The sequence below is a fragment of the Paenibacillus xinjiangensis genome (genome assembly GCF_059686975.1).
The window spans coordinates 64315-84844 of record NZ_JCAALS010000025.1; the positions used below are offsets into that span (position 1 = coordinate 64315).

20 protein-coding genes and 1 pseudogene are annotated in these 20530 nt (G+C 49.0%); 12 read left to right on the forward strand and 9 right to left on the reverse strand.

Features of this window, described 5'->3' with window-relative positions:
- Positions 1-43: 43 nt before the first annotated feature.
- The 6 genes from AC6ESP_RS22290 to AC6ESP_RS22315 all read left to right on the forward strand — a co-directional run bounded on the left by AC6ESP_RS22290 (position 44) and on the right by AC6ESP_RS22315 (position 4249).
- Positions 44-580 carry a YwhD family protein gene (locus tag AC6ESP_RS22290; protein ID WP_497098934.1) on the forward strand — a complete coding sequence of 179 codons (537 nt, stop codon included), beginning with the start codon at positions 44-46 and terminating at the stop codon, positions 578-580.
- A complete protein-coding gene (locus AC6ESP_RS22295; RefSeq protein ID WP_497098935.1) occupies positions 577-1188 on the forward strand; it encodes an NAD(P)-dependent oxidoreductase in 612 nt (203 codons plus the stop codon). Before AC6ESP_RS22290 ends, AC6ESP_RS22295 begins: the two co-directional genes overlap by 4 nt.
- A gap of 137 nt (positions 1189-1325) precedes the next feature.
- Positions 1326-1868 (forward strand): RNA polymerase sigma factor, encoded by a 543-nt coding sequence (locus AC6ESP_RS22300; protein ID WP_497098969.1) that lies wholly within the window; start codon positions 1326-1328, stop codon positions 1866-1868.
- On the forward strand, positions 1865-2440 hold the full coding sequence (locus tag AC6ESP_RS22305; protein WP_497098936.1) for a zf-HC2 domain-containing protein: 576 nt from the start codon (positions 1865-1867) through the stop codon (positions 2438-2440). The genes AC6ESP_RS22300 and AC6ESP_RS22305 overlap by 4 nt, the downstream gene beginning before the upstream one ends.
- Before the next feature lie 19 nt (positions 2441-2459).
- Positions 2460-3620, forward strand: coding sequence for a hypothetical protein (locus AC6ESP_RS22310; RefSeq protein ID WP_497098937.1), 1161 nt, complete (start codon positions 2460-2462; stop codon positions 3618-3620).
- Entirely contained in the window at positions 3617-4249 is a 633-nt protein-coding gene (locus tag AC6ESP_RS22315) for a hypothetical protein (protein ID WP_497098938.1), read from the forward strand. The genes AC6ESP_RS22310 and AC6ESP_RS22315 overlap by 4 nt, the downstream gene beginning before the upstream one ends.
- An 80-nt stretch (positions 4250-4329) precedes the next feature.
- On the opposite strand, the pseudogene AC6ESP_RS22320 reads toward AC6ESP_RS22315, so the two are convergent.
- The 8 genes and pseudogenes from AC6ESP_RS22320 to AC6ESP_RS22355 form a co-directional block, all read right to left on the reverse strand.
- A pseudogene (locus tag AC6ESP_RS22320) lies at positions 4330-5487 on the reverse strand (IS3 family transposase).
- 126 nt (positions 5488-5613) lie between these two features.
- The gene (locus tag AC6ESP_RS22325; RefSeq protein WP_497098939.1) at positions 5614-6303 is read right to left on the reverse strand and encodes a peptidylprolyl isomerase; all 690 of its coding nucleotides are present in this window, start codon (positions 6301-6303) and stop codon (positions 5614-5616) included.
- 176 nt (positions 6304-6479) lie between these two features.
- Positions 6480-6812: a cytochrome o ubiquinol oxidase subunit IV gene (gene cyoD, locus AC6ESP_RS22330; RefSeq protein ID WP_497098940.1), complete on the reverse strand. Its 333-nt coding sequence runs from the start codon at positions 6810-6812 to the stop codon at positions 6480-6482.
- Position 6813: 1 nt separating this feature from the next.
- Entirely contained in the window at positions 6814-7437 is a 624-nt protein-coding gene (gene cyoC / locus AC6ESP_RS22335) for a cytochrome o ubiquinol oxidase subunit III (protein ID WP_497098941.1), read from the reverse strand.
- Complete coding sequence (locus AC6ESP_RS22340; RefSeq protein WP_497098942.1) at positions 7437-9416, reverse strand: cbb3-type cytochrome c oxidase subunit I; 1980 nt, start codon at positions 9414-9416, stop codon at positions 7437-7439. The genes cyoC and AC6ESP_RS22340 overlap by 1 nt, the downstream gene beginning before the upstream one ends.
- A gap of 27 nt (positions 9417-9443) precedes the next feature.
- Positions 9444-10418: a ubiquinol oxidase subunit II gene (cyoA, locus tag AC6ESP_RS22345; protein WP_497098970.1), complete on the reverse strand. Its 975-nt coding sequence runs from the start codon at positions 10416-10418 to the stop codon at positions 9444-9446.
- A 266-nt stretch (positions 10419-10684) separates the two neighbouring features.
- Positions 10685-10984, reverse strand: a complete 300-nt coding sequence (locus AC6ESP_RS22350) for a hypothetical protein (RefSeq protein ID WP_497098943.1) — start codon at positions 10982-10984, stop codon at positions 10685-10687.
- Between the two features lie 130 nt (positions 10985-11114).
- Entirely contained in the window at positions 11115-13217 is a 2103-nt protein-coding gene (locus tag AC6ESP_RS22355; protein WP_497098944.1) for a transglycosylase domain-containing protein, read from the reverse strand.
- Between the two features lie 183 nt (positions 13218-13400).
- On the opposite strand from AC6ESP_RS22355, the gene speE reads away from it, so the two are divergent.
- The 5 genes from speE to argS all read left to right on the forward strand — a co-directional run bounded on the left by speE (position 13401) and on the right by argS (position 18181).
- Entirely contained in the window at positions 13401-14228 is an 828-nt protein-coding gene (gene speE / locus AC6ESP_RS22360; RefSeq protein WP_497098945.1) for a polyamine aminopropyltransferase, read from the forward strand.
- A gap of 32 nt (positions 14229-14260) precedes the next feature.
- Positions 14261-15130 carry an agmatinase gene (speB, locus tag AC6ESP_RS22365; protein WP_497098946.1) on the forward strand — a complete coding sequence of 290 codons (870 nt, stop codon included), beginning with the start codon at positions 14261-14263 and terminating at the stop codon, positions 15128-15130.
- Between the two features lie 127 nt (positions 15131-15257).
- Positions 15258-15767, forward strand: coding sequence for a DNA-deoxyinosine glycosylase (locus AC6ESP_RS22370; RefSeq protein ID WP_497098947.1), 510 nt, complete (start codon positions 15258-15260; stop codon positions 15765-15767).
- A gap of 80 nt (positions 15768-15847) precedes the next feature.
- Positions 15848-16312: a YwiB family protein gene (locus AC6ESP_RS22375; RefSeq protein WP_497098948.1), complete on the forward strand. Its 465-nt coding sequence runs from the start codon at positions 15848-15850 to the stop codon at positions 16310-16312.
- A 195-nt stretch (positions 16313-16507) separates the two neighbouring features.
- Entirely contained in the window at positions 16508-18181 is a 1674-nt protein-coding gene (argS, locus tag AC6ESP_RS22380; protein WP_497098949.1) for an arginine--tRNA ligase, read from the forward strand.
- Between the two features lie 121 nt (positions 18182-18302).
- Here argS and AC6ESP_RS22385 read toward each other — a convergent pair whose 3' ends face one another.
- Positions 18303-19436, reverse strand: a complete 1134-nt coding sequence (locus tag AC6ESP_RS22385; protein WP_497098950.1) for a S8 family peptidase — start codon at positions 19434-19436, stop codon at positions 18303-18305.
- Positions 19437-19802: 366 nt separating this feature from the next.
- Here AC6ESP_RS22385 and rpoE point away from each other — a divergent pair, with 366 nt between their 5' ends.
- Positions 19803-20381 carry a DNA-directed RNA polymerase subunit delta gene (gene rpoE, locus AC6ESP_RS22390; protein WP_497098951.1) on the forward strand — a complete coding sequence of 193 codons (579 nt, stop codon included), beginning with the start codon at positions 19803-19805 and terminating at the stop codon, positions 20379-20381.
- Positions 20382-20530 lie beyond the last annotated feature (149 nt).

Sequence of the window (20530 nt, forward strand, 5' to 3'; positions counted from 1 at the left end):
ATTAGCTAAAATGGAATTATTGTATGGGGAAGGTGGAAAGACCATGACAGAGCAGCAAGGACAGCCGGCTGAGCCGGAGAAAAAAGAGAAGAAACAATTGGCGCTCAACGTTGTGAGCAACAAACAACATAAAGGCTTCGGAGCCGGAACAATCGACCTTAGCGCAGTATCCTGCGTCATTATTGATCAGGGTGTTGCCTATATTGATGACGGAGCCATGCACGCCAAGAGCAAGATAGAGCGAGGAATTAAGTTCAGTCCTGACAAAGAAAATACACCAAATGGCCGGCAATGCTGGATCGTATGGGTAGCCGTAGAGCGTACGGAGGCAGGTACTTTGTATGCTGGTGCTACCGCTTGCGAGATGCTGATTGATACGGAAGCACGCCGGGGCTGGAAAATCCTTGCCGATCACGTCAACAAGCTGGATCATGCGCTCAAGCGTCGCTTCAACCTAAGCGAGCTGGGACAGGAAGAGAAGGCAGCATTCCGTAAGCTGCTAATCGCGCATAACGAGGAATGGTGGAACCATTCCTCTGATGAGCTGAAGCAAGCTCTAGAGCCAGGCGAGCAAGCTTGAGAATAATCATATTCGGTGCGAGCGGTGGCGTCGGCAAGCAAGCCGTAAGGCAAGCTCTGGATGCGGGGCACCAGGTTGCGGCCTATGTTCGTAATGCGAACAAGCTTCCGATTCAACACGCTTCGTTGACGATCATTCAAGGCGATGGCTTAGATGAGACAGCCGTGAAAGAAGCCATTAGAGGCTGTGATGCCGTTATTAGCTGCGTAGGCAGCAGAGGGACTGGTGCGACTACGCTTATGTCCGATGTGACTAGGCATGTTCTAGCCGGTATGCAGGAGCATGGTGTGGATCGTATTTCCTATGTGGCATCAGCGGGTATTCATTCCGAGCTGAAGGGTGTTATAGGCTTTCTATTGTCACGAATATTGAAAAATGTGCTTATTGATCATCGAAGAGCCTATGAGCTTCTTGCAGGCAGTAAGCTGCAATGGACCGTTGCTCGTCCGATGCAGCTAACCGATGGGCCATGGACAGGGCAGTATCGCCAGTCTGAGGCTGTACCTAAGGGCGGTCAGAAGATCTCCAGAGCGGATACTGCTCACTTCTTATTGACTGCCGTAACGGAATCAGGCTATGCACGGAAATCCGTTGCATTAGCTTACTAAATCAATAGACTGGGGATGCCTTTGGCGACAAGCTGAAGGGATCTCCAGTTTTTTTTGTGAGAAGTGCAGGGGTGAGCGGGCTAATGTCCGTCTATTAATCAGGAAGGGAGGAGAGCGAGATTCAAGACGAAGCATGGATCAGAGCCGTTCGCGACGGCGGGCCTGCGGAGTTCCAATTATTCGTAGAGGCCTATGGGCCTTACTTATATAGAACCGTCTATGCTGTTATACGTTCACCGCATGATGCGGAGGACGTTACACAGGAAGTATTGCTGCAGATCTATCGCTCCCTCCCGGAATGTAGATTAGATGGCTTCAAGACGTGGATTACCCGTATCGCGGTTAATAAAGCAATTGATTGGAAGAGAAGTAAAGCTCGGAAGCCGGAGGAGCTTGTAGAGAGCGCGTATTCCCTTGAAGCGGCGGGCAACGAATCCGGCTGGAGCGAGCAGGCTGTGGAGCTCACGGTTGTAGAGCTCGAGGACAAACGGCAGGTTCGAGAACAGGTGAAGCAGCTGCCAGATAATTACCGTGAGGTTGTAACGGCTTATTATATGGAAGATAAATCCTATGAGGAAATTTCGATACAGACTGGCCTTGAGCGCAAAAGCGTGGAGTCCAGATTGTACCGGGCACGTAATTGGATTAAGCGGCATTGGCGAAAGGAGGACTTTGAATGAACGGGAAAAATGATGTGCGTAATTCGATGAATAGGAATAGCGAGCCACCGTATCCATCACATGAAGATGCGTCAACAATGAAGCTGTACGTACTGGGCCAGCTTAGTGATCATGATGCCGAGCGAATGGAGCAGCATATGTCGGATTGTGAAGCCTGTCTACTGCTATTCATGGAAGCAGTGGAGTCTGAGCAATCGACTATCGTAAGTCATGAGCAGCTTCCTGATATGGAGCAGCTCGGCATGCAGGTGAGAGATATCTTACTCTCTGAGCTGGAACAGGATGAACCATGGAGCGCAGAGCTGCTCGTTCAGGAGAAGCCTTACAGGCGCCGTACTTGGCTGCAGCATCCCATTACGCATTTCTCGGCTGCTGCTGCTATAACGCTGCTGCTGCTCGGAACGGGATCATTCAATGGCGTATCTGAGAGATTGACGGACCTCGACCGCGAGGAGCAAATGAGGCAGCAAGAAGGGCAGGATGCGCTTGCTCCCACCTGGTCTGATCGGATGGTTAGCAGAACACTTACGTGGCTGGATGGGGTCGAGGAAGTCCGGTTCAATAAAGAATGAAAGCGAGGATTGAGTGAGGGTGTATAAGAATCCGATAGTTGCTTTTTTGTTGTCCTTCATACCAGGCGCGGGCCATGCTTATCTTGGCCGGCCGCTACGGTTTTTCTTTTATGCAGGAGGGTTTTTCGGGCCGCTGGCTTTGTTGTTCCTCATTGCGATAACGGATTCTCATGTGGATGAAGGGTTGATGTACTTCTTGTTATTCATTGCTGCAGTATGTTGGGGCATTAATATGCTGGATATGCTCCTCTCCCTGCTGTCAGGCAAGCACAGAGGGGTGGGGGCAGCCGCAGACAGGGGGTATGAGCAGCCGGATCATCTTAATCTGATGGAGCAGCAGAGAGAGAAGACGCAGACTATGCTGATGTCTGTGATTCCAGGGCTAGGGCACATGTCCATAGGGCAGCTGCAGCGAGGAATTACGTTTCTCATTGCTTTCCTAGGCTTGTTCTCTATCATCATCTTTATAAGTGTGGTAACTGATGCTCCTGGATTTCTGATCTTTCTGCTTGGGCTGCCTGTTATCTGGATTTATTCGATGTTCGATGCGATCCAGCAGCTGCAGCGCAAGCAGCGTGGTGAGCTGCTGATAGACCGTCCTTTCTTCGAAGAGCTCGAGAATTATATCGGTACCGGGAAGAAGAACAAGGTGCTTGCGGCTACACTCTCCCTGTTCCCTGGAGCAGGTCACTTGTACCTTGGTCAGCAGAAACGCGGCCTTCAGATCATGGTTGGCTTCCTGTCAGCAGTCTACTTAATGGACTCGCTGCGGTTAACCCTGTTCCTGTTCCTGCTTCCTTTGTTCTGGTTCTTCGCTTTCTTCGATGTGCTGCAGCAATTGTCGCGTTATGAGAAGAATGAGTTGTCAGATGAAGCTGTTATAGCTCAGCTGGGACCTTATCAGAAATGGATAGGTTTAGCGCTTCTAGCGCTCGGTCTGTACTATCTAGGCGATAAAATGCTCACAAGCGGCTTCGTTAGAGAGAATTGGAGCGTAATTTATCAATACTATTTGGACTTCAAATATAATCTGCCGACCGCTGTCGTTGCATTCATTATGATTGCCGCCGGCCTGCGTCTGGTGTTCGGTGGCGGCTGGAAGGCTGCGCCGACAGCGAAGCCGCCTGCCCCGAAGAATCATACAAGAGCTGCGAGCAATGATAAGGAGGGGCGTTCATGAAAGCATGGCGAGTAGGCTCCTTATCGATGGGCATTACACTGCTCCTTCTTGGAGCGGCAGTAGCCATCTCAGTATGGAGCGGTGCTGAGGCTCTGAATATTATGCTGTGGGTGGCGCCGCTCGTCTTTATTCTACTCGGAGCCGAGCTGCTCCTGTATCTATGGCTCGCTGGAAGCGAGCGGATGGTTATTCGGTATGATTGGATAAGTGTCTTCTTCGTGGCGATCATCGGAACAGGCAGCATCGCTATGGCGGCACTGTCCTCTACAGGCCTGCTAGGCGAGTTTCGCGAAGCGCTGCAAATGAAGGACAGAACGGCTGTTGTTCAGACAGAGCCGGTACGTGTGCCGGATAACGTGAACAAGATTGTCGTTCAGTCATTTAAGCCTGTACAGCTTGATCTCAGCGAGGGCCGGGATGTAACGCTTCTGGGACAAGTGCAGTACCGTTCTGTCTACGTACTCGAGCATCCCGATCGAATGATTAGTACGAATACCGTCGGCAGCACCATGTATGTCATGGTGAGCAGACCGGAATATAAGAATGGCGCGCTCATCTCCGAATCTATTCATCCGAAGCTCACCCTCATACTGCCTAAGGAAATCAAGGTGGAGCAGCGCGAGTTCTAATCGCTCGAATATAGTAAAAACCCTGTAACTGGGCTAGGGACTGACCCCTGTTTGTGAGACAGATCAAAACACCTTGCAAGCTATGTGGCCAGTCGCCTGAAATCAATCGGCGACTGGTTATTTAGTTTCGTTTGAATGCGAGTTGAGTTATAGTAAGTAATGTAGTCTCGAACGGTTTGTACAACGATTGCCGTCGTTGTACAGGTAAGACCTTCGAGGTAGAACGTTTCAGACTTTAGGGTGGAATGAAACGATTCGATGGGGGCATTATCAGCGGGCGTTCCCTTGCGGGACATGCTCATGGTAATGCCTTTTCCTTTGATTGCTGCTTGATAGGCCTCAGACGTGTACACACTGCCTTGATCACTATGGAGCATCATCCCAGGTCGACTCGGTAGTTGATGCAACGTATCTAAAACAAACGACGTATCTTGTTTGTCTGCTATACTGTAAGCCACAATCTCACTGTTGTACAAGTCCAAGATGCTCGACAAGTATAACGTTCTCCCACCATAGGGCAAGTACGTAATGTCGGTCACGAGCTTTTGCAAGGGCGCCTCTGCTTGAAATTCTCGTTTTAGTAGATGCTCAGCTAGATGAGTGGGCTGTCCTGTCTGCTTACGTTTCTTCATTCTGACCCGACATTGTAAGTACTCTTGCTGCATAATCCTCTGTACACGCTTGTGATTGATGGTTTCATCGATTCGAAGGAGAGCTGTGATCTTCCGATACCCGTAGCGAAATTTGTGCCGAATACAGAGCTCCCGAATCTTCTCAACCACAGGTTTGAGCGGTTTAGTTCGATGCTCCGCTTTCCAACGATAGTACGTTGCGCGGGCAATGCCTAGCAGATTACAGGCATGCTTTACAGGCATGCTTTACAGGCATGAACCCTTGAATGGATTCCATCCAAGCGACTACAACTTTTGGGGACACCTCCTTTTCATCTCGTTGTACTTTTTTAAGACTTCGATTTGTTGCCTGAGAAACCGATTTTCTGCCCGCAGCTTCTCTGTCTCCGATCCATACTCGGGCCCCTTGCCATAGCTATATTGTTTACCTACGGGTTGTTCCAGTCGATGCATTTCACCATTGCGATACCAGCGCATCCATGTTTTCACTTGTGTTTGATTGCTTACGTTTAGTTGCTCCATGACCTCTCGTACCGTAACTCCGGCCAATCTCATTTTTATGGCGTTCATCTTCACTTCTAATGGATAACTCACTCTTGTTGCCAATGCAAAAACACCTCCAAAGTTGTCCCCACACATCTTACGACATGGGAGCCTTTTTTTGAAGGTGTTTTAATTTGTCTCACTCTAGGGGGTCACCCCCCTAAGCCAGCTACAGGGTTTTTTATTAATTTATTTAGTTGTCTCAGGCTCCGGATAGTCTACCCCAAGCGTATCAACCGTCACTTTTTTCATCGCGAGCGGTGTATTTGGGCGGTCTTGACTGCCACGAGGCTGATTCACGATCTCATCGACTGTCTCCATACCCTCAATGACTTCGCCAAATGATGCATATTGTCCGTCAAGCGAAGGTGCGTCAGCAACCATGATGAAGAATTGGGAGCCTGCAGAGTCAGGATCACCCGATCTAGCCATGGACAGGATGCCGCGCGTGTGCAGCAGCTCATTCTCGAAGCCATTATTCGTGAATTCGCCTTTGATGCTGTATCCAGGTCCGCCCATTCCAGTGCCTTCAGGATCACCGCCCTGAATCATGAACGTTGGAATGACGCGGTGGAAGATCGTTCCATCATAGAAGCCTTTATTAACAAGAGAGATGAAGTTGTTCACCGTATTTGGCGCAATCTCGGGATACAACTCGATTTTGATTAATTTGCCGTTGTCCATCTCGATAGTGACAACCGGATGCTTGTCAGAACCTAATAGCTTGCTGGGTTTGGGAACAGGTGTAGGAGCTTCTGGTGCCGTTGTTGCTGCGTTAGTGCTTCCCTGATTAGTGGTCTTCTTATCTCCACATCCTGCTACGATAAGGAGTATTGCTGCAGCAATCAGAAGTAATGCTGGCGTAAGTTTCGTTCTCATTTCTTAATGCCCTCCCAAAAGATAGTTGCCCAGTAGGTATTATAGCATATGCAAGCCCTGTCCCAAAGACAAATAAAGAAAGGGCTAACAGAAGGAGGTAGATAGCTGATGAAATGATGATCGACAGCATAAGAAACGCCCCCCGAGTAAGCTCGGAGGGCGTTTCTACTTCTATATTAGCCGATTACGTTGTTCTCCATAATCCAGATCGAGCCAGCGACAACCGTCACTAGAATAATAAGCCCGAAGATAAGCGCATAGATGTTGTATTTGGGCTTCTGCTCATCTCTGATGTGCATGAAGAAGAGCAGCTGCACAACAAATTGCAGAATAGCCATGATGATAATGAAGACAACCGTTGCACTCTTGCTGAACAGGTCATTCAATACGACGACGAGTGGAAGAATAGTTAGAACAATCGATAAGATGAATCCGATCACATAGGATTTCATCGAGCCGCTATGAGCGTCATGCGAGCCGGCATGGGCGTTTGAGCTATGCTTTTCCATCCTACATCACCCCCATCAAATAAACGACTGTTAGAACAAAGATCCATACTACGTCAAGGAAATGCCAGTACAAGCTGATAATGTTCACTTTACGCTGTGTGACTGGTGTGATTCCGCGGCGACGAAGCTGAATGATCAGCGCGATCATCCATATCAAGCCGACAGATACGTGAAGTCCGTGAGTACCAACGAGGGTGAAGAAGGCGGACCAGTAAGCACTAGTCCCGATGTTCACACCTTCATGTACCAATTCGATAAACTCGGCTACTTCGAGGTATATAAAGGACGCGCCTAGAACTGCTGTAACAGCCAACCAGCCGATAAGGCCTTTTTTATTCCCTCTATGCATCTGAAGAACAGCGATACCGCTCGTGAAGCTACTTGTCAGCAAGATGAAGGTCTCAGCGATGACACCAGGCATCTTGAACATTTCGTCAGGCGTTGGACCGCCATCCGTGCTGAAGCGCAGAACCATGAAGGTAGCGAACAGCGTACCGAACAGGATAATATCCGTTATAAGAAACAGCCAGAAGCCGAATGTCTTTAATGATTCATGATCATGGTGATCATCATGTCCATGGCTATCATGACCATGAGCACCGTGACCCTTTACTGCTTGTGCCATTATGTTGTCCTCCTTAACGCTGCTGCTTCGGTGCGCTCGATCTCATCTACAGGAATGTAGTAGTCGGTATCGTAGCTGAACGAACGAGCAAGCATGCAGATGGCTACGCCGATAAGGCCAGGAACAATCATCCACGTCCAGCCCCATACAAATCCGAATCCGGCAATGAAGAAGAACACGGACATGACGAACGGAATTGCAGAGTTTTTCGGCATATGAATCGGCTCAAGTGGTGCAAGCGGCTTAGGCTTCTCACCCTTGGCGATGCGTTGCTTCTCTTCCCACCACTCATCCTGGCTAGTTACAACAGGAAGGCGTGCGAAGTTGTACATTGGAGCTGGTGATGAGATCGACCATTCAAGCGTACGACCGTCTCCCCAGTTGTCTCCGCCGTCGACTTTCTTCAAGAACTTGATGCTGTGTGCAATTTGCCATACTTGGAACAGGAATGCCAGACCCATAATGAATCCGCCGATTGTCGAAACGACGTTAAGCGGCTGCCAGCCCATATCGAAGTTGTATTCGTTGAAGCGGCGAGTCATACCCATCAAGCCAAGCGCGTATTGCGGCATGAAGCAGACATAGAAACCAATGTTCCATAGCCAGAATGCCCATTTGCCAAGCCCTTCATGCAGAGTGAAGCCGAACATTTTTGGCCACCAGTAGTATAGGCCTGCGAAATAACCGAATACAACGCCGCCGATCAACACTTGGTGGAAGTGAGCGATCAAGAAGTAGCTGTTATGGAACTGGAAGTCAGCAGGTGCTACGGACAGCATAACCCCGGTCATCCCGCCGACAACGAAGCACGGAATGAAAGCTAGTGTCCACATCATAGGCTGCGTGAGCGTGATCCGTCCTCGGAACATCGTGAACAGCCAGTTAAATATTTTGACCCCTGTAGGTATCGCAATCAACATGGTTGTGACCGCGAAGAATGCATTAACGTTAGCGCCTGAGCCCATTGTGAAGAAGTGGTGAGCCCAAGTGAAGAAGGAGAAGAATGCGATCGATATAAGTGCGAATACCATCGATTTGTATCCGAACAGCTTCTTCTTCGAGAAGGTTGACACGATATCAGAGAAGATACCGAATGCCGGTAATATAACGATATATACCTCGGGGTGACCCCACATCCATATTAGGTTGATATACATCATCGGGTTGCCCCCGCCGTCGAGCGTGAAGAAATGTGCCCCTACATAACGGTCGATGAAGAGCAGGAACAGCGTAACAGTAAGAATAGGGAAAGCGAACATGATCGTAATGGATGAAGACAATACCGACCAAGTGAACATCGGCATTTGCATCAGCTTCATACCTGGTGCACGCATTTTTAGAATAGTTGCTACAAAGTTGATACCACTCGCCAAGGAGCCGATACCGGAAATCTGTATACCCCAGATGTAGAAGTCTTGACCAACACCTGGACTGCCTGACAGCTCAGACAACGGTGGATAAGCAAGCCAGCCTGCATCAGGCGAACCACCGATAACGAATGATACGTTGAACAGCATCGCGCCCATGAAGAACAGCCAGAAGCTGAGTGAGTTCAGGAACGGATAGGCAACGTCACGCGCGCCAATCTGAAGCGGAACAACAATGTTGAATAGACCGAACATAAGTGGCATGGCCATGAACAATATCATGATGACGCCATGCGTGGTGAAGATGGCATTGTAGTGATCGGCATGCAGGAACTCTAGATTCGGAAGAGCCAGCTGCGTTCTGATCAGTAGGGCATCGACGCCTCCGCGGAAGAGCATGAGAATCGATGCGAGAATATACATAATACCGATTTTTTTATGATCGACAGTAGTAAGCCATTCCGTCCATAACCAGCGCCATTTCTTGAAGTAGGTTAGAACGAATACGACTGCTACTGACGCTAGAGCGATAGATACTTGCGCGCCCAAGATGAGCGGATCGCCGGTGACGAAAAAGTCATTCAGCATGAAGTCTATAAAATTCTGAAACATTTGGCTTCTCCTTTCCGTAAACTCAATTTAATGCCCTTCATGGGAAGACGTTGCTTCATTATCCGTCATTCCCTCCATGTCATGATCCATATCTGTCATGTCATGGTCCATATCTGTCATATCTTCGGAAGCGTCCTCCGATTGCTCGGACTCTTCTGTATGGCCATGCTGGTGACCTGTGCCACCTTCGCCGATATATTGCATAACAACATGATCGAACAATCCTTCTGGGAAGGATGAGAAGGTTTCAGGGTTAGAAGCGCCAGGTTCGGTTAGTTTCTCGAAACCTGCCATAGTTAATGCAGGGTAGTTGCTCTTCACATCTTGTACCCATGCTTCGTAGTCCTCTTCTGAAGTTGCCTTCACGTTGAACGTCATCTTAGCGAATAGCTCCCCGGTAAAGTTGGCGCCTGATCCGTAATAATCTCCAACTTCGTCGGCTTGCAAATAAAGGGTCATCGCCATGCCGGACATCGCGTAGATTTGACCGCCAAGCTGTGGAATCCAGAAGGAATTCATCGCCTGATCCGCAGTAACCTTGAACTTGATCGGTACACCTTCAGGAATTTGCAAATAGTTCACAGTAGAAATACCCTCATCCGGATAGGTGAACAACCATTTCCAGTCTAATGAGGTAGCTTCAATTGTTATAGCTTCCTTCTCTGACACAATTGGCTTGGAAGGCTCAAGATCGTAGGTGTACTTCACTGTCACTATGCCTAGAATAGCAATAATAACGATTGGAATACCCCACCAGGTTACTTCCAGCTTCGTGCTGTGCTCCCAATATGGCTTATACGGAGCGTTGTTGCCCTTCTTATCACGGTAGCGCCATATAATGTAGGCGGTTAGGATGAGTACAGGAACAAGAATTATGAAACATAGCAGCGCAGTGAAATAAATTAAATCTTTCTGTGCTTCGCCGATTGGTCCTTTCGGATCGAGCACGATATACTGCTCGCCGCAGCCCGTAAGCAACACGACCATCAGCATGATTAGCATGGGTGGCAATAGACGAATATACGATCTCACATTGTTTCAACTCCTCAGGTTTACTCTTAGCTCTACATTAACAGAACTGAGGCGGAATAACTGCGGGCTTAACAATTACGTCAACAATTCGTCTTTTTTCTGTAATAGAAAGTTCACCAGTTAGACAACTGTACTAAATTTCCTTTTTATTTTCTGGAAGAAACAAGAATAGACCGCTATTCGTCATGTTGGACGAATAGCGGTCTATTTGTTATTGCACTTGGGAAAAGGATTCGTTATAGATCCTGATTCTGTTCAGAAGAATTGGTACTCTCAGCCAACTGCTGGTTCATTCTCGCATGGACAAGACCGATCGCTGTACCAATGACGAAGATGAACACGCTGCCTACCATGAAGCCTAATCCTACCATTAACCAGACGTTTTTATCGCTAAAGTGGGTTATATTGACAAGACACATCAGAACACCCAGCGTCAGAGCTGTCCATGCGAATATGGTCATTAGTGTAACCAATTTCTTCACAATTACGATTGAGGCAGGCTGAGCATGGCTTACTGTTACTGTTTTCGTTGTCATAATAAACACTCCCGTATATTTGTAAGTGCTTTCTTGAGATCACTATAACACATTATATGGGTTTGTTCAAAGAAAATTCACTTTTTGATCAAATTTCCGACAAAATTAGGCGAAGGTTTGTTCAGATTCCTTAATCTTTCCACCAACGCTTAAGATCATCCCACCAATGCTTGCCTGCTTCACGGCTTGTGTCCTCTCCAGCAGCTGGTTCTTCCGTATCTGGCGCTGCTTCGCCGCATACTTCGATTGGCTCAGTGCCGCTGACGAAGGTTTCCATTCTCCTGCTGGAACAGGTGGCCGCAGCCAGCTTGCCGCTCGTAGGATCCACATATACACTCACCACATTGTCCGGTATAGGGAAAATCTTAGGTGGAACCGCTGCAAGAGCTTGCTCGGTGTATTGGGCGAAGATTGGGGCAGCCCGGTGGGCTTCCGCCACCGTCAGCTTCCGATCCTTGTCATAGCCTACCCACACAGCAGTGGCAAGCTCGGGTGTATAGCCGACCAGCCATGCATCAGTCGCTGTTGTTCCGGTCTTGCCGGCAACAGGCCTTTTAATGAACGAAGACACACGATGTGCCGTCCCGCCACTCTCGAATACACTCTCCATCATACTCGTAAGAACATAGGCATTCGCCGGATCGACCGCCTGCTCTGCTTTTCGTTTCGCTTCATATATAATGTTGCCGTCACGGTCTTTGATTCGCAGGATGGCTACAGGCTCCACTCGCATCCCGCCATTGGCTATAACGGCGAAAGCCGATGCCATCTGAAACGGGCTGACCGGGAAGGTCCCAAGCGCGAGCGATGGCACTGGATTCATGGGGCTCGTGATGCCGAGCTTCCTAGCCATATCAATGACGTTGGATGCGCCAACTGTCATGATTGCGTTCACTGCATAAATATTATCGGAGCTTGCAATAGCTCTGCGCATATCAATGTAATCATTGAAGTATTTGTCGTTATAGTTGCGCGGCTCATAAGTCTTGCGGCCTTCATCATAAGAGAAGGAGGTGGGCTCACTCTTAAATCTAGAGACAGGGTTCAAGAAGCCGCTCTTCAGTGCCGCTAGATAGAGAACCGCTTTGAAGGAGGAGCCTGGCTGACGTGTCTCTGCTAATGCACGGTTGTACTGATTTACTTTATAATCCCGTCCTCCCACCATTGCTTTTATATAACCATTCCTAGGGTCAATCGAAACAAGCGCGGCCTGCTGCTCTTGGCTGCCGGCAAGTCCTTTTTCAACTGCGTCCTCTGCTGCCTGCTGAGCGGCTGGATCAAGCGTCGTATAGATCGTAATTCCGCCTTCATTAAGCAGCTGTTCGTTAATACCGAGCTTATCTACAGCGATATAACGAATGTAATCGCGGAAGTAGGGTGCGAAGCCGGACTGATCGCCGGTTCCAAGCGGTTGGAATTGCAAGACTTCCTTATAAGCAGCGTCAGCCTCTTCGGAGGTAATGTCGCCAGCCTTCGCCATCTCCAGCAGTATCGTGTGCTGTCTATCCTTCGCGTTCTTCATATCCATGAAAGGCGAGTAGTACTTGGGCCCCTTCGGAATGCCAGCCAGCATGGCGCTCTCGGCAAGCGATAGCTCGGAAGCCTTCTTATTGAAATAGAGTAAGGAGGCGGCTTCAATGCCGTAGGCTCCATGTCCGTAATAAATCTGATTCAAATACAAGCCCATAATCTCGTCCTTAGAGTAGTTCATCTCCAGCTGTACGGTGTAGACGGCTTCCTTCAGCTTGCGCTGCCAGGTTTTCTCGTGAGTGAGATAGAGATTGCGCGCGAGCTGCTGCGTGAGTGTACTAGCCCCCTGCTTGGCTGACCGTGATTCTACATTAACGACTACGGCACGCGCCATCCCTTTCATATCGAAGCCAAGATGATCGTAGAAGCGTCTGTCCTCAATAGCTATGGTGGCCTGTACGACGTACGGCGAAATCTCCTTCAGAGGCACAGAGCGTCGATTCTCTCCTGCATGAAAGGTATCAATAATCTGTCCCTGCAGATCAAGCATCTGTGAGGTTTGGCTGATGGAAGCAACGGGAAGTGTCTGGAAGCGCAAGTACAGCAAGGATGCGCCGATAAGCATCAAGAAGATGGCAGCCATCCATGCGGTTATTCGCAGTCTTTTTTTGAATTTGAGAACATGGGGAAGAAACCGTTCGGTTATAATAGGAAAAGCATATTTGCGGCTCGGTCCGCCCGGCCGGGCTTTAGGCTTATTCATGGAGCGGGCTCCCTTCAATTGAACGATCACTTTTCCTTAGTATGGAAAAAGCGGGATGCCTATATTCACTGCATGCTTAGCTTAGGTTAATTTTTTATGGATATAGCTTGGAAAAGGTTGCTTTTTTGCCCTGAACTACTATAATACATGGTGAACCATTGACGGAAAGAAGGGATTTACGACATGGAATTGTGGTATACCGAAAAACAAACAGAGAGCTTCGGCATTACGGCGAAGATTACTAAAACTTATGTAAATGAACAAACTGATTTTCAACAGCTGGATATGATTGAGACAGAAGAGTTCGGCACTATGCTCGTACTCGACGGTATGGTTATGACTACAGTGAAGGACGAGTTCGTCTATCATGAGATGGTTGCCCATCCGGTATTGTTCACGCATCCTAACCCAGAGCATGTTCTAGTGGTTGGCGGCGGTGACGGCGGCGTTATTCGTGAAGTGATGAAGCATCCACAGGTGAAGAAGGCTGTACTTGTCGACATCGACGGTAAAGTTATCGAATATTCGAAGAAATATTTGCCGACCATTGCTGGCGAGCTGGACAACCCGCGCGTAGAAGTGCTTGTGAATGACGGCTTCATGCATATCCATGATCATAAGAACACTTATGATGTCATCATGGTTGACTCCACTGAGCCAGTAGGGCCAGCAGCGAACCTATTCACACGTGGCTTCTACCAAGGTATCTATGAAGCGCTGAAGGAAGACGGTATTTTCGTTGCTCAGACAGACAACCCTTGGTTCAAGGCAGATCTGATTCAAAGCGTGAACAAAGACGTGAAGGAAGTATTCCCAATCGTCCGCGTGTACGGTGCGAACATTCCTACATACCCAAGCGGTCTGTGGACGTTCACAATGGGCAGCAAAAAGTATGACCCGCTTGAGGTCGACGAAGCTTCCATTCCAGAAATCTCAACGAAATATTACACACCGCGCCTTCACAAAGCGGCATTCGTCCTGCCTAAATTTGTCGAAGACCTCGTGAAATAAGAAGGTTAACGCAGAAAGGGAGGGCAAGCCTCATGAAATTGGATCAAAAATATTCAGGCAATGTCTTCATTCTAAGCTCCGAGAATTACGAGGCTTCCAAAGCCGTAATCTACGGGATGCCGATGGATTTCACGGTCAGCTTCCGTCCGGGCTCGCGCTTCGGACCGCCCCGCATTCGTGAAGTATCGATCGGGCTTGAGGAATACAGCCCATACTTGGACCGCAGCCTAGAGGATATTGAGTATTTCGACGCTGGCGATCTGCTGCTGCCATTCGGCAATGCAGCACGCAGTCTGGATATCATCGGTGAATTCGTTCGCGGAGTGCTGGATGACGGCAAGATGCCTGTCGGTCTAGGCGGAGAGCATCTCGTATCTTGGCCAATCTTCCGTGAAGTGTATGCCAAATATCCGGATCTTGCGATCATTCACTTCGATGCCCACGCTGATCTGCGTGAGTCCTATGAAGGTGAGCCGTTGTCTCACTCGACGCCTCTTCGCAAGGCAGCAGGACTTATCGGCGGCAAGAACGTCTACCAATTCGGTATTCGCTCAGGTTCCCGTGAGGAATGGCAATTCGCGAAGGAGAACATCAACTTCCATCCGTTCGAAGTGCTTGAGCCGCTCAAGAAGGTGTTGCCTGAGCTTGCAGGACGCCCTGTATACTTGACGATTGATATCGATGTGCTTGATCCTTCGGCAGCACCAGGTACGGGAACTGCCGAAGCAGGCGGTATTACGTCCAAGGAGCTTATCGATGCGGTTCATGCGATCGCACGCTCCGGTGTCAATGTTGTTGGCTGCGACCTTGTTGAGGTAGCTCCAGCCTATGACCCTACAGAGCAGACACAGATTGTGGCAGCCAAGGTTATTCGCGAAATGCTGCTTGGCTTTATTAAGTAGCTCTTTATACAGAAGCTTGCCCGTCTTGGGGCAAGCTTTTTTTGTGGGCACATAGGGAAGAATAGTGGAGCGAGTGGCTAATGGATAATAATGATTCGGCCATTAGCCTGAGGAGGTTGATTCTAAGATGCGCATTCATTCTTTTGAGCCTGTAATAGATGAGCATTCACGCGTGCTCATACTTGGTTCCGCTCCCAGCGTCAAATCACTTGAATACGGACAATTCTACGGGCATCCCCGCAATTACTTCTGGGGAGTCGTCTATGGTCTGTTCGATGCAGGTGTGCCCGATGCCGAATATGAACGTCGGTTAGCTTTCTTGAAGGCGCATCATTTGGCGGTGTTTGATGTGATTGAATCCTGTGAGCGGGAGGGCAGCTTGGACGTGAATATTCGGAAGGAAATTCCGAATGACCTGCCGAGCTTGCTGAAGCGTTATCCGCAGCTGCGCTGCTTCGCTTTCAATGGAAGCAAAGCCTATGATACGTTCCGCAAACATTTTGGAGCTGATTCAGCGTTCGACTCTGTCGCGCTTCTTAAGCTTCCGTCTACGAGTCCGATTCCAACGCAAAAGATGCGGAATTTAGAGGATCGTATCGGTGCGTGGAGCGTCATTAAGCCCTATCTGAACGGATAAAACCTCGTAATCGTTGAAATTGCAGGGGTTCCTGTATATAGTAGTTACATACGATAACACTGAGAAATAGGAGCAAGTCCATGCCAGACAGAATGCAAGTCAAGGTTACTCTCTTAAGCACACTGGATGGTGTAACGGAGGAACATAGCTACCCGGGGGAATGGTTCCGCAAGGAGCAATCGATATTCATCCGTTATGAAGAAGGAACATCGGAAGCTGGCTCTGAGGAGGAGCGCGTCCGTACAATTGTTCGCTATCGCCCTGGCGAGCTGTCGGTCACACGCAGAGGTGCGGTGGAGTCCGAGCAGCTGTTCGTCCCTGGAGCGGGGCGGCGATTAGGGCAATATCGCTCGCCCTATACGACTTTCCAGATGGAGATTGAGACATCGGTATTGAAGCTCCAAGCAGCTTCTGCTAAGGCTGATGGTCAAGCGGTGGAGCCGCCTTTTACAATGGAGTGGCAGTACGAGCTGTTCATTCATGAGCAGCCCTCAGGACAATTCCTTATGCAGCTCCGAGTAGAGCCTGCACTTGCCGGGGAGTAGGCGCTGCGCTTATTTATACACGATTGGGATAATGAGACGAGAAGAGCTTGCTTATGCTTACTTATGCTTACGAAGTAAGTTTTACTTCGTAAAACTTTAAAGCTTATGCTTACGAAGTAAGTTTTACTTCGTAAAACTTTTAGGCTTATGCTTACGAAGTAAGTTTTACTTCGTAAAACTTTTAGGAGGACAATCATGAACGTATTGGATCAAATGTACGATAAAGTGAAGGAAGCAATCGCGGATGCGGCTGTAGCAGGGGGCCTTGCAGCACGCGAGGAGCTGCCTGCTTTTGTATTGGAAGTGCCGAAGGACAAGGAGCATGGTGACCTAGCGACGAATGCGGCTATGCAGCTGACGAAGCTGGCGAAGAAAAACCCGCGTATGATTGCAGAGACGATTATCGCTAACCTGAATGGTGAGAAGTTCGGTATTCAGTCGGCTGAGATCGCGGGACCTGGCTTCATCAACTTCCGGATGGATAAGAGCTATCTCTACTCCGTAATTGGGGAAGTAACTGCAGCGGGTGACAACTATGGACGCATTAGCACAGGCACAGGCCGCAGCGTAGAGGTGGAATTCGTTAGCGCGAATCCAACAGGAAGCTTGCATCTTGGTCATGCACGTGGAGCGGCTGTAGGCGATGCTTTGTGCAATGTCCTTGATTTCGCAGGGTATGAAGTAACTCGTGAATATTATATTAATGATGCGGGCAACCAAGTGAACAATCTGGCTCGTTCTATTGAAGCACGCTATCGTCAGGCGCTTGGTCAAGATGCCGCGATGCCAGAGGATGGTTATCATGGCGAGGATATCGTTGGCTTCGGCAAGCTGTTGGCCGAGCGAGAAGGGGACAAGCTGCTTGCACTTTCTGATGAGGAACGGTTCACCTTCTTCCGTGAATTCGGACTGGAGCGGGAGCTTGATAAGATCAAGCGGGATCTCGGACTATTCCGCGTTAACTTCGACATCTGGTACAGCGAGACGTCTCTCTATAAGAGCGGAGTAGTTGAACAGGCGCTTGAAGCGCTGAAGGCCAAAGGTCAAGTGTACGAAGAAGAAGGCGCAACTTGGCTGTCGACGATGACTTATGGGGATGACAAAAACCGCGTATTGGTGAAAAATGACGGCTCGTATACTTATTTGACGCCAGATATCGCGTATCATCAAGACAAGTACAGCCGCGGCTATGATCGGATGATTAATATTTGGGGTGCTGACCATCATGGTTATATCCCTCGTGTAAAAGCAGCTATGGCTGCGCTTGGTAACGATCCTGATAAGCTTGTTGTGCTTATTGCTCAAATGGTGAGCTTGTTCCAAGACGGCGAGAAGGTCAAGATGTCCAAGCGTACCGGCAAAGCTGTTACGATGCAGGATCTGATGGAAGAAGTAGGCGTAGATGCGATTCGTTACTTCTTCACAATGAGAAGCATGGACTCTCATCTCGATTTTGATATGGATTTGGCAATCTCGACTTCGAATGAGAACCCGGTATTCTATGTGCAATATGCGCATGCCCGGATTTGCAGTATTTTCCGTCAAGCGGAAGAGCAGGCCATTGCCTTGCAGCCGCTTGAGGGTCTAGACTTCAGCAAGCTCTCATCTGAAGCGGAGTTCGATCTGCTGCGTAAGCTTGGAGAGTTCCCGCAGGAAATCTCTGAAGCAGCTGAGCAGTACGCGCCTCATCGACTTGTTCGTTATGTATACGAACTGGCTTCGCAATTCCACAGCTACTACAAAGCAGAGCGTGTCATCACAGACGATGCGTCCCAGACGCAGTCCCGTCTTGCGCTGCTAGGAGCTGTGCGTACAGTTATCGCTAATGCGCTTCGCCTTATTGGAGTATCCGCACCAGAGCGGATGTAGATAGTAAAGAGCCTGCATGTCCGGATGGATGGTGCAGGCTCTTTTTGGTATGTCGGTAAAGGACAGTCCCTACCCGCTAACCCATCAAATAAGCTCGGAACCGACAAACAGACCGCGGACTCTACCGATCCGCGGCCTGCATCATACGCATAATATCGAGCTCTCCAACTAAGCGGGGGGCTTTGGCGCCTCTAAGGGGCTGTACAGATTTTTTTAGAATCGCTTTGATCTCAGCGGGCATTAGCCCCGGCTTGTAGGCCATGAGCAAGGCGATGGCACCACTGACATGAGAAGTAGCCATTGAGGTGCCGCTCATCTCATGATACTTGCCTCGCAGCCATGCAGATAGAATCTTATCTCCAGGTGCGTAGATGTCAATATAAGTGCCGCGATTGCTGAATGGTGCAACACGCCGCAGCTTATTGGTAGCTCCGACCGATATGGTCTGAGGATATCTTGCGGGATAATCGACAGCACGGCGCTTACCATCATTGCCTGAGGATGCGACAACGATAGTGCCGGCATTATAAGCATTTGTTATGGCGGTGAGCAAGGCTTTGCTTCGCGTTTTCATACCGAAGCTCATATTAATAATATTGACTTTGTTTCTAACACACCAGTCAATGCCGAGAATAATGTCGGATACGAACGCGCTTCCGTTATGATCGAACGCTTTGACGGGATAGATCTGAGCGCGAGGTGCAACCCCGATCATCCCTTTTACTTGGTTAGCGGCAGCAATCGTTCCAGCGATATGGGTGCCATGCCCGTTGTCATCATGAGGGAGCATGCTCCGGTTGAGCAGGTTAATGCCTCGTGCCAGTGAATGGCGCAGATCGGGATGGCTGAAGTCGACACCGGTGTCGATCACCCCTATTTTGATGCGGTGGCCAGTAGTTGTGCTCCAAGCTAGAGGGGCTTTGACCTGTTGTACTCCCCACGGAATGCCTTTCTCCGGGGAAATTGATTTTTGTGCGGTGGCATGCACAGTAATGCGGCGATCATTCTCAATCCATACCCGACCAGAGAAGCGCGCTAGCGTTTCTTCGACAGGAAGACGGCAGGAAATGGCACGGATGATTTGCATTTGCTTGACGGCTTTGAGCGGCGAAGACGATGTAGACATCTCTGCGAGGCTATGCAGAAATTGTCGGTAGTCGCTGTCCTGCTGGAAGCGGATGATCCGCTTTTTTGTCGCTTGGCTAGTGCAAGCCATCGTGTCCTGTAACCAATGGAGAAAAGCGGTTGTATCCAAGTTTTCGCGTCCCCTCCCGACGGACGATGCTGAACTATTGTATGAACGAGTTGTTGCAGTCGCATGAGCAACTTGCCTTTTTTCATATAATTAGGCTTGAAACCGTGTCAAAAAACGATGCGGGACATAGGATGATGTAAGAGTTCTCAGGAGCTCCCACGTCTCCGGAGTGCATTCCTATGCGCTATCCGGATGGATACAGTCGAAGCGAAGGGACAGCCCTTCGCTTTTTGTTCGTTTGTCCAAGCTTTATGGCTGGCATGGAGTGAAGAGGTCGCTTGCTTTTTTAGAGGAAATAGGTTTTACTATACTGTGATAAAGGAATGAACAAGCAAGTCAGAAGAAGGCAAGAGAGGATGTGTCCATATGAGCAGCGGCAACTTTACATTAAAGCTGGATCCTGAACGAATTAAGGAAATGCCTATGGTCGATTTGGCGTTCGAAGTGTTGAAGGCAGCTAATACGCCGTATTATTATCGTGATCTGATGAATGAACTTGCCAAGATACGCGGCCTGTCCGAGGATGGCATCAATCAAGTTATCGCTCAGGTATATACGGAAATTAATATCGACGGACGTTTCGCCTGTGTAGGCACGAATATGTGGGGATTGAAGCGTTGGTATCCAGTTGAGCGCAACGAGGATCCGATCTCGAACGCGAAGCGTTCACGTATTATTAACGACGACGACGATGATGACGATGTAGATCTGTTCGCGGATGAGGAAGATGAAACATACGCGGCGGATGAAGAAGATTACGATGTATACGATGAGGATCGCGACTTCGAGGAAGCGGAAGCGGAAGAAGAAGTCGATGAAGAGGTCGTCATTGATGACGAAGAGATCGACGAAGAGGCCGTTGACGAGGATCTTGATGCTGGTGATGATTCGGATTCGGATGAAGATGGTTTAGATGACGATGAAGACGAAGAGGATGACAAGTAGCCGCTCCATAGTCTACCGTTTGTTTCTGCTTGACATGTTCTATTGGGGCAGAGTAAACTATTGCATGGGCTTTAAGATTCGGTTAACATACCGCACGAGCATATACGGCATTAGCCGGGTTTGTCGGGTGCTAACGTTTCGAGGTGAAA

Excerpts from the sequence above, each read along its gene's own strand:
- AC6ESP_RS22290 (WP_497098934.1), top strand. The coding sequence starts at position 44 with ATGACAGAGCAGCAAGGACAGCCGGCTGAGCCGGAGAAAAAAGAGAAG.
- AC6ESP_RS22305 (WP_497098936.1), top strand. The coding sequence starts at position 1,865 with ATGAACGGGAAAAATGATGTGCGTAATTCGATGAATAGGAATAGCGAG.
- AC6ESP_RS22315 (WP_497098938.1), top strand. The coding sequence starts at position 3,617 with ATGAAAGCATGGCGAGTAGGCTCCTTATCGATGGGCATTACACTGCTC.
- AC6ESP_RS22325 (WP_497098939.1), bottom strand. The coding sequence starts at position 6,303 with ATGAGAACGAAACTTACGCCAGCATTACTTCTGATTGCTGCAGCAATA.
- cyoD (WP_497098940.1), bottom strand. The coding sequence starts at position 6,812 with ATGGAAAAGCATAGCTCAAACGCCCATGCCGGCTCGCATGACGCTCAT.
- cyoC (WP_497098941.1), bottom strand. The coding sequence starts at position 7,437 with ATGGCACAAGCAGTAAAGGGTCACGGTGCTCATGGTCATGATAGCCAT.
- AC6ESP_RS22340 (WP_497098942.1), bottom strand. The coding sequence starts at position 9,416 with ATGTTTCAGAATTTTATAGACTTCATGCTGAATGACTTTTTCGTCACC.
- cyoA (WP_497098970.1), bottom strand. The coding sequence starts at position 10,418 with ATGCTAATCATGCTGATGGTCGTGTTGCTTACGGGCTGCGGCGAGCAG.
- AC6ESP_RS22350 (WP_497098943.1), bottom strand. The coding sequence starts at position 10,984 with ATGACAACGAAAACAGTAACAGTAAGCCATGCTCAGCCTGCCTCAATC.
- AC6ESP_RS22355 (WP_497098944.1), bottom strand. The coding sequence starts at position 13,217 with ATGAATAAGCCTAAAGCCCGGCCGGGCGGACCGAGCCGCAAATATGCT.
- speE (WP_497098945.1), top strand. The coding sequence starts at position 13,401 with ATGGAATTGTGGTATACCGAAAAACAAACAGAGAGCTTCGGCATTACG.
- speB (WP_497098946.1), top strand. The coding sequence starts at position 14,261 with ATGAAATTGGATCAAAAATATTCAGGCAATGTCTTCATTCTAAGCTCC.
- AC6ESP_RS22370 (WP_497098947.1), top strand. The coding sequence starts at position 15,258 with ATGCGCATTCATTCTTTTGAGCCTGTAATAGATGAGCATTCACGCGTG.
- AC6ESP_RS22375 (WP_497098948.1), top strand. The coding sequence starts at position 15,848 with ATGCCAGACAGAATGCAAGTCAAGGTTACTCTCTTAAGCACACTGGAT.
- argS (WP_497098949.1), top strand. The coding sequence starts at position 16,508 with ATGAACGTATTGGATCAAATGTACGATAAAGTGAAGGAAGCAATCGCG.
- rpoE (WP_497098951.1), top strand. The coding sequence starts at position 19,803 with ATGAGCAGCGGCAACTTTACATTAAAGCTGGATCCTGAACGAATTAAG.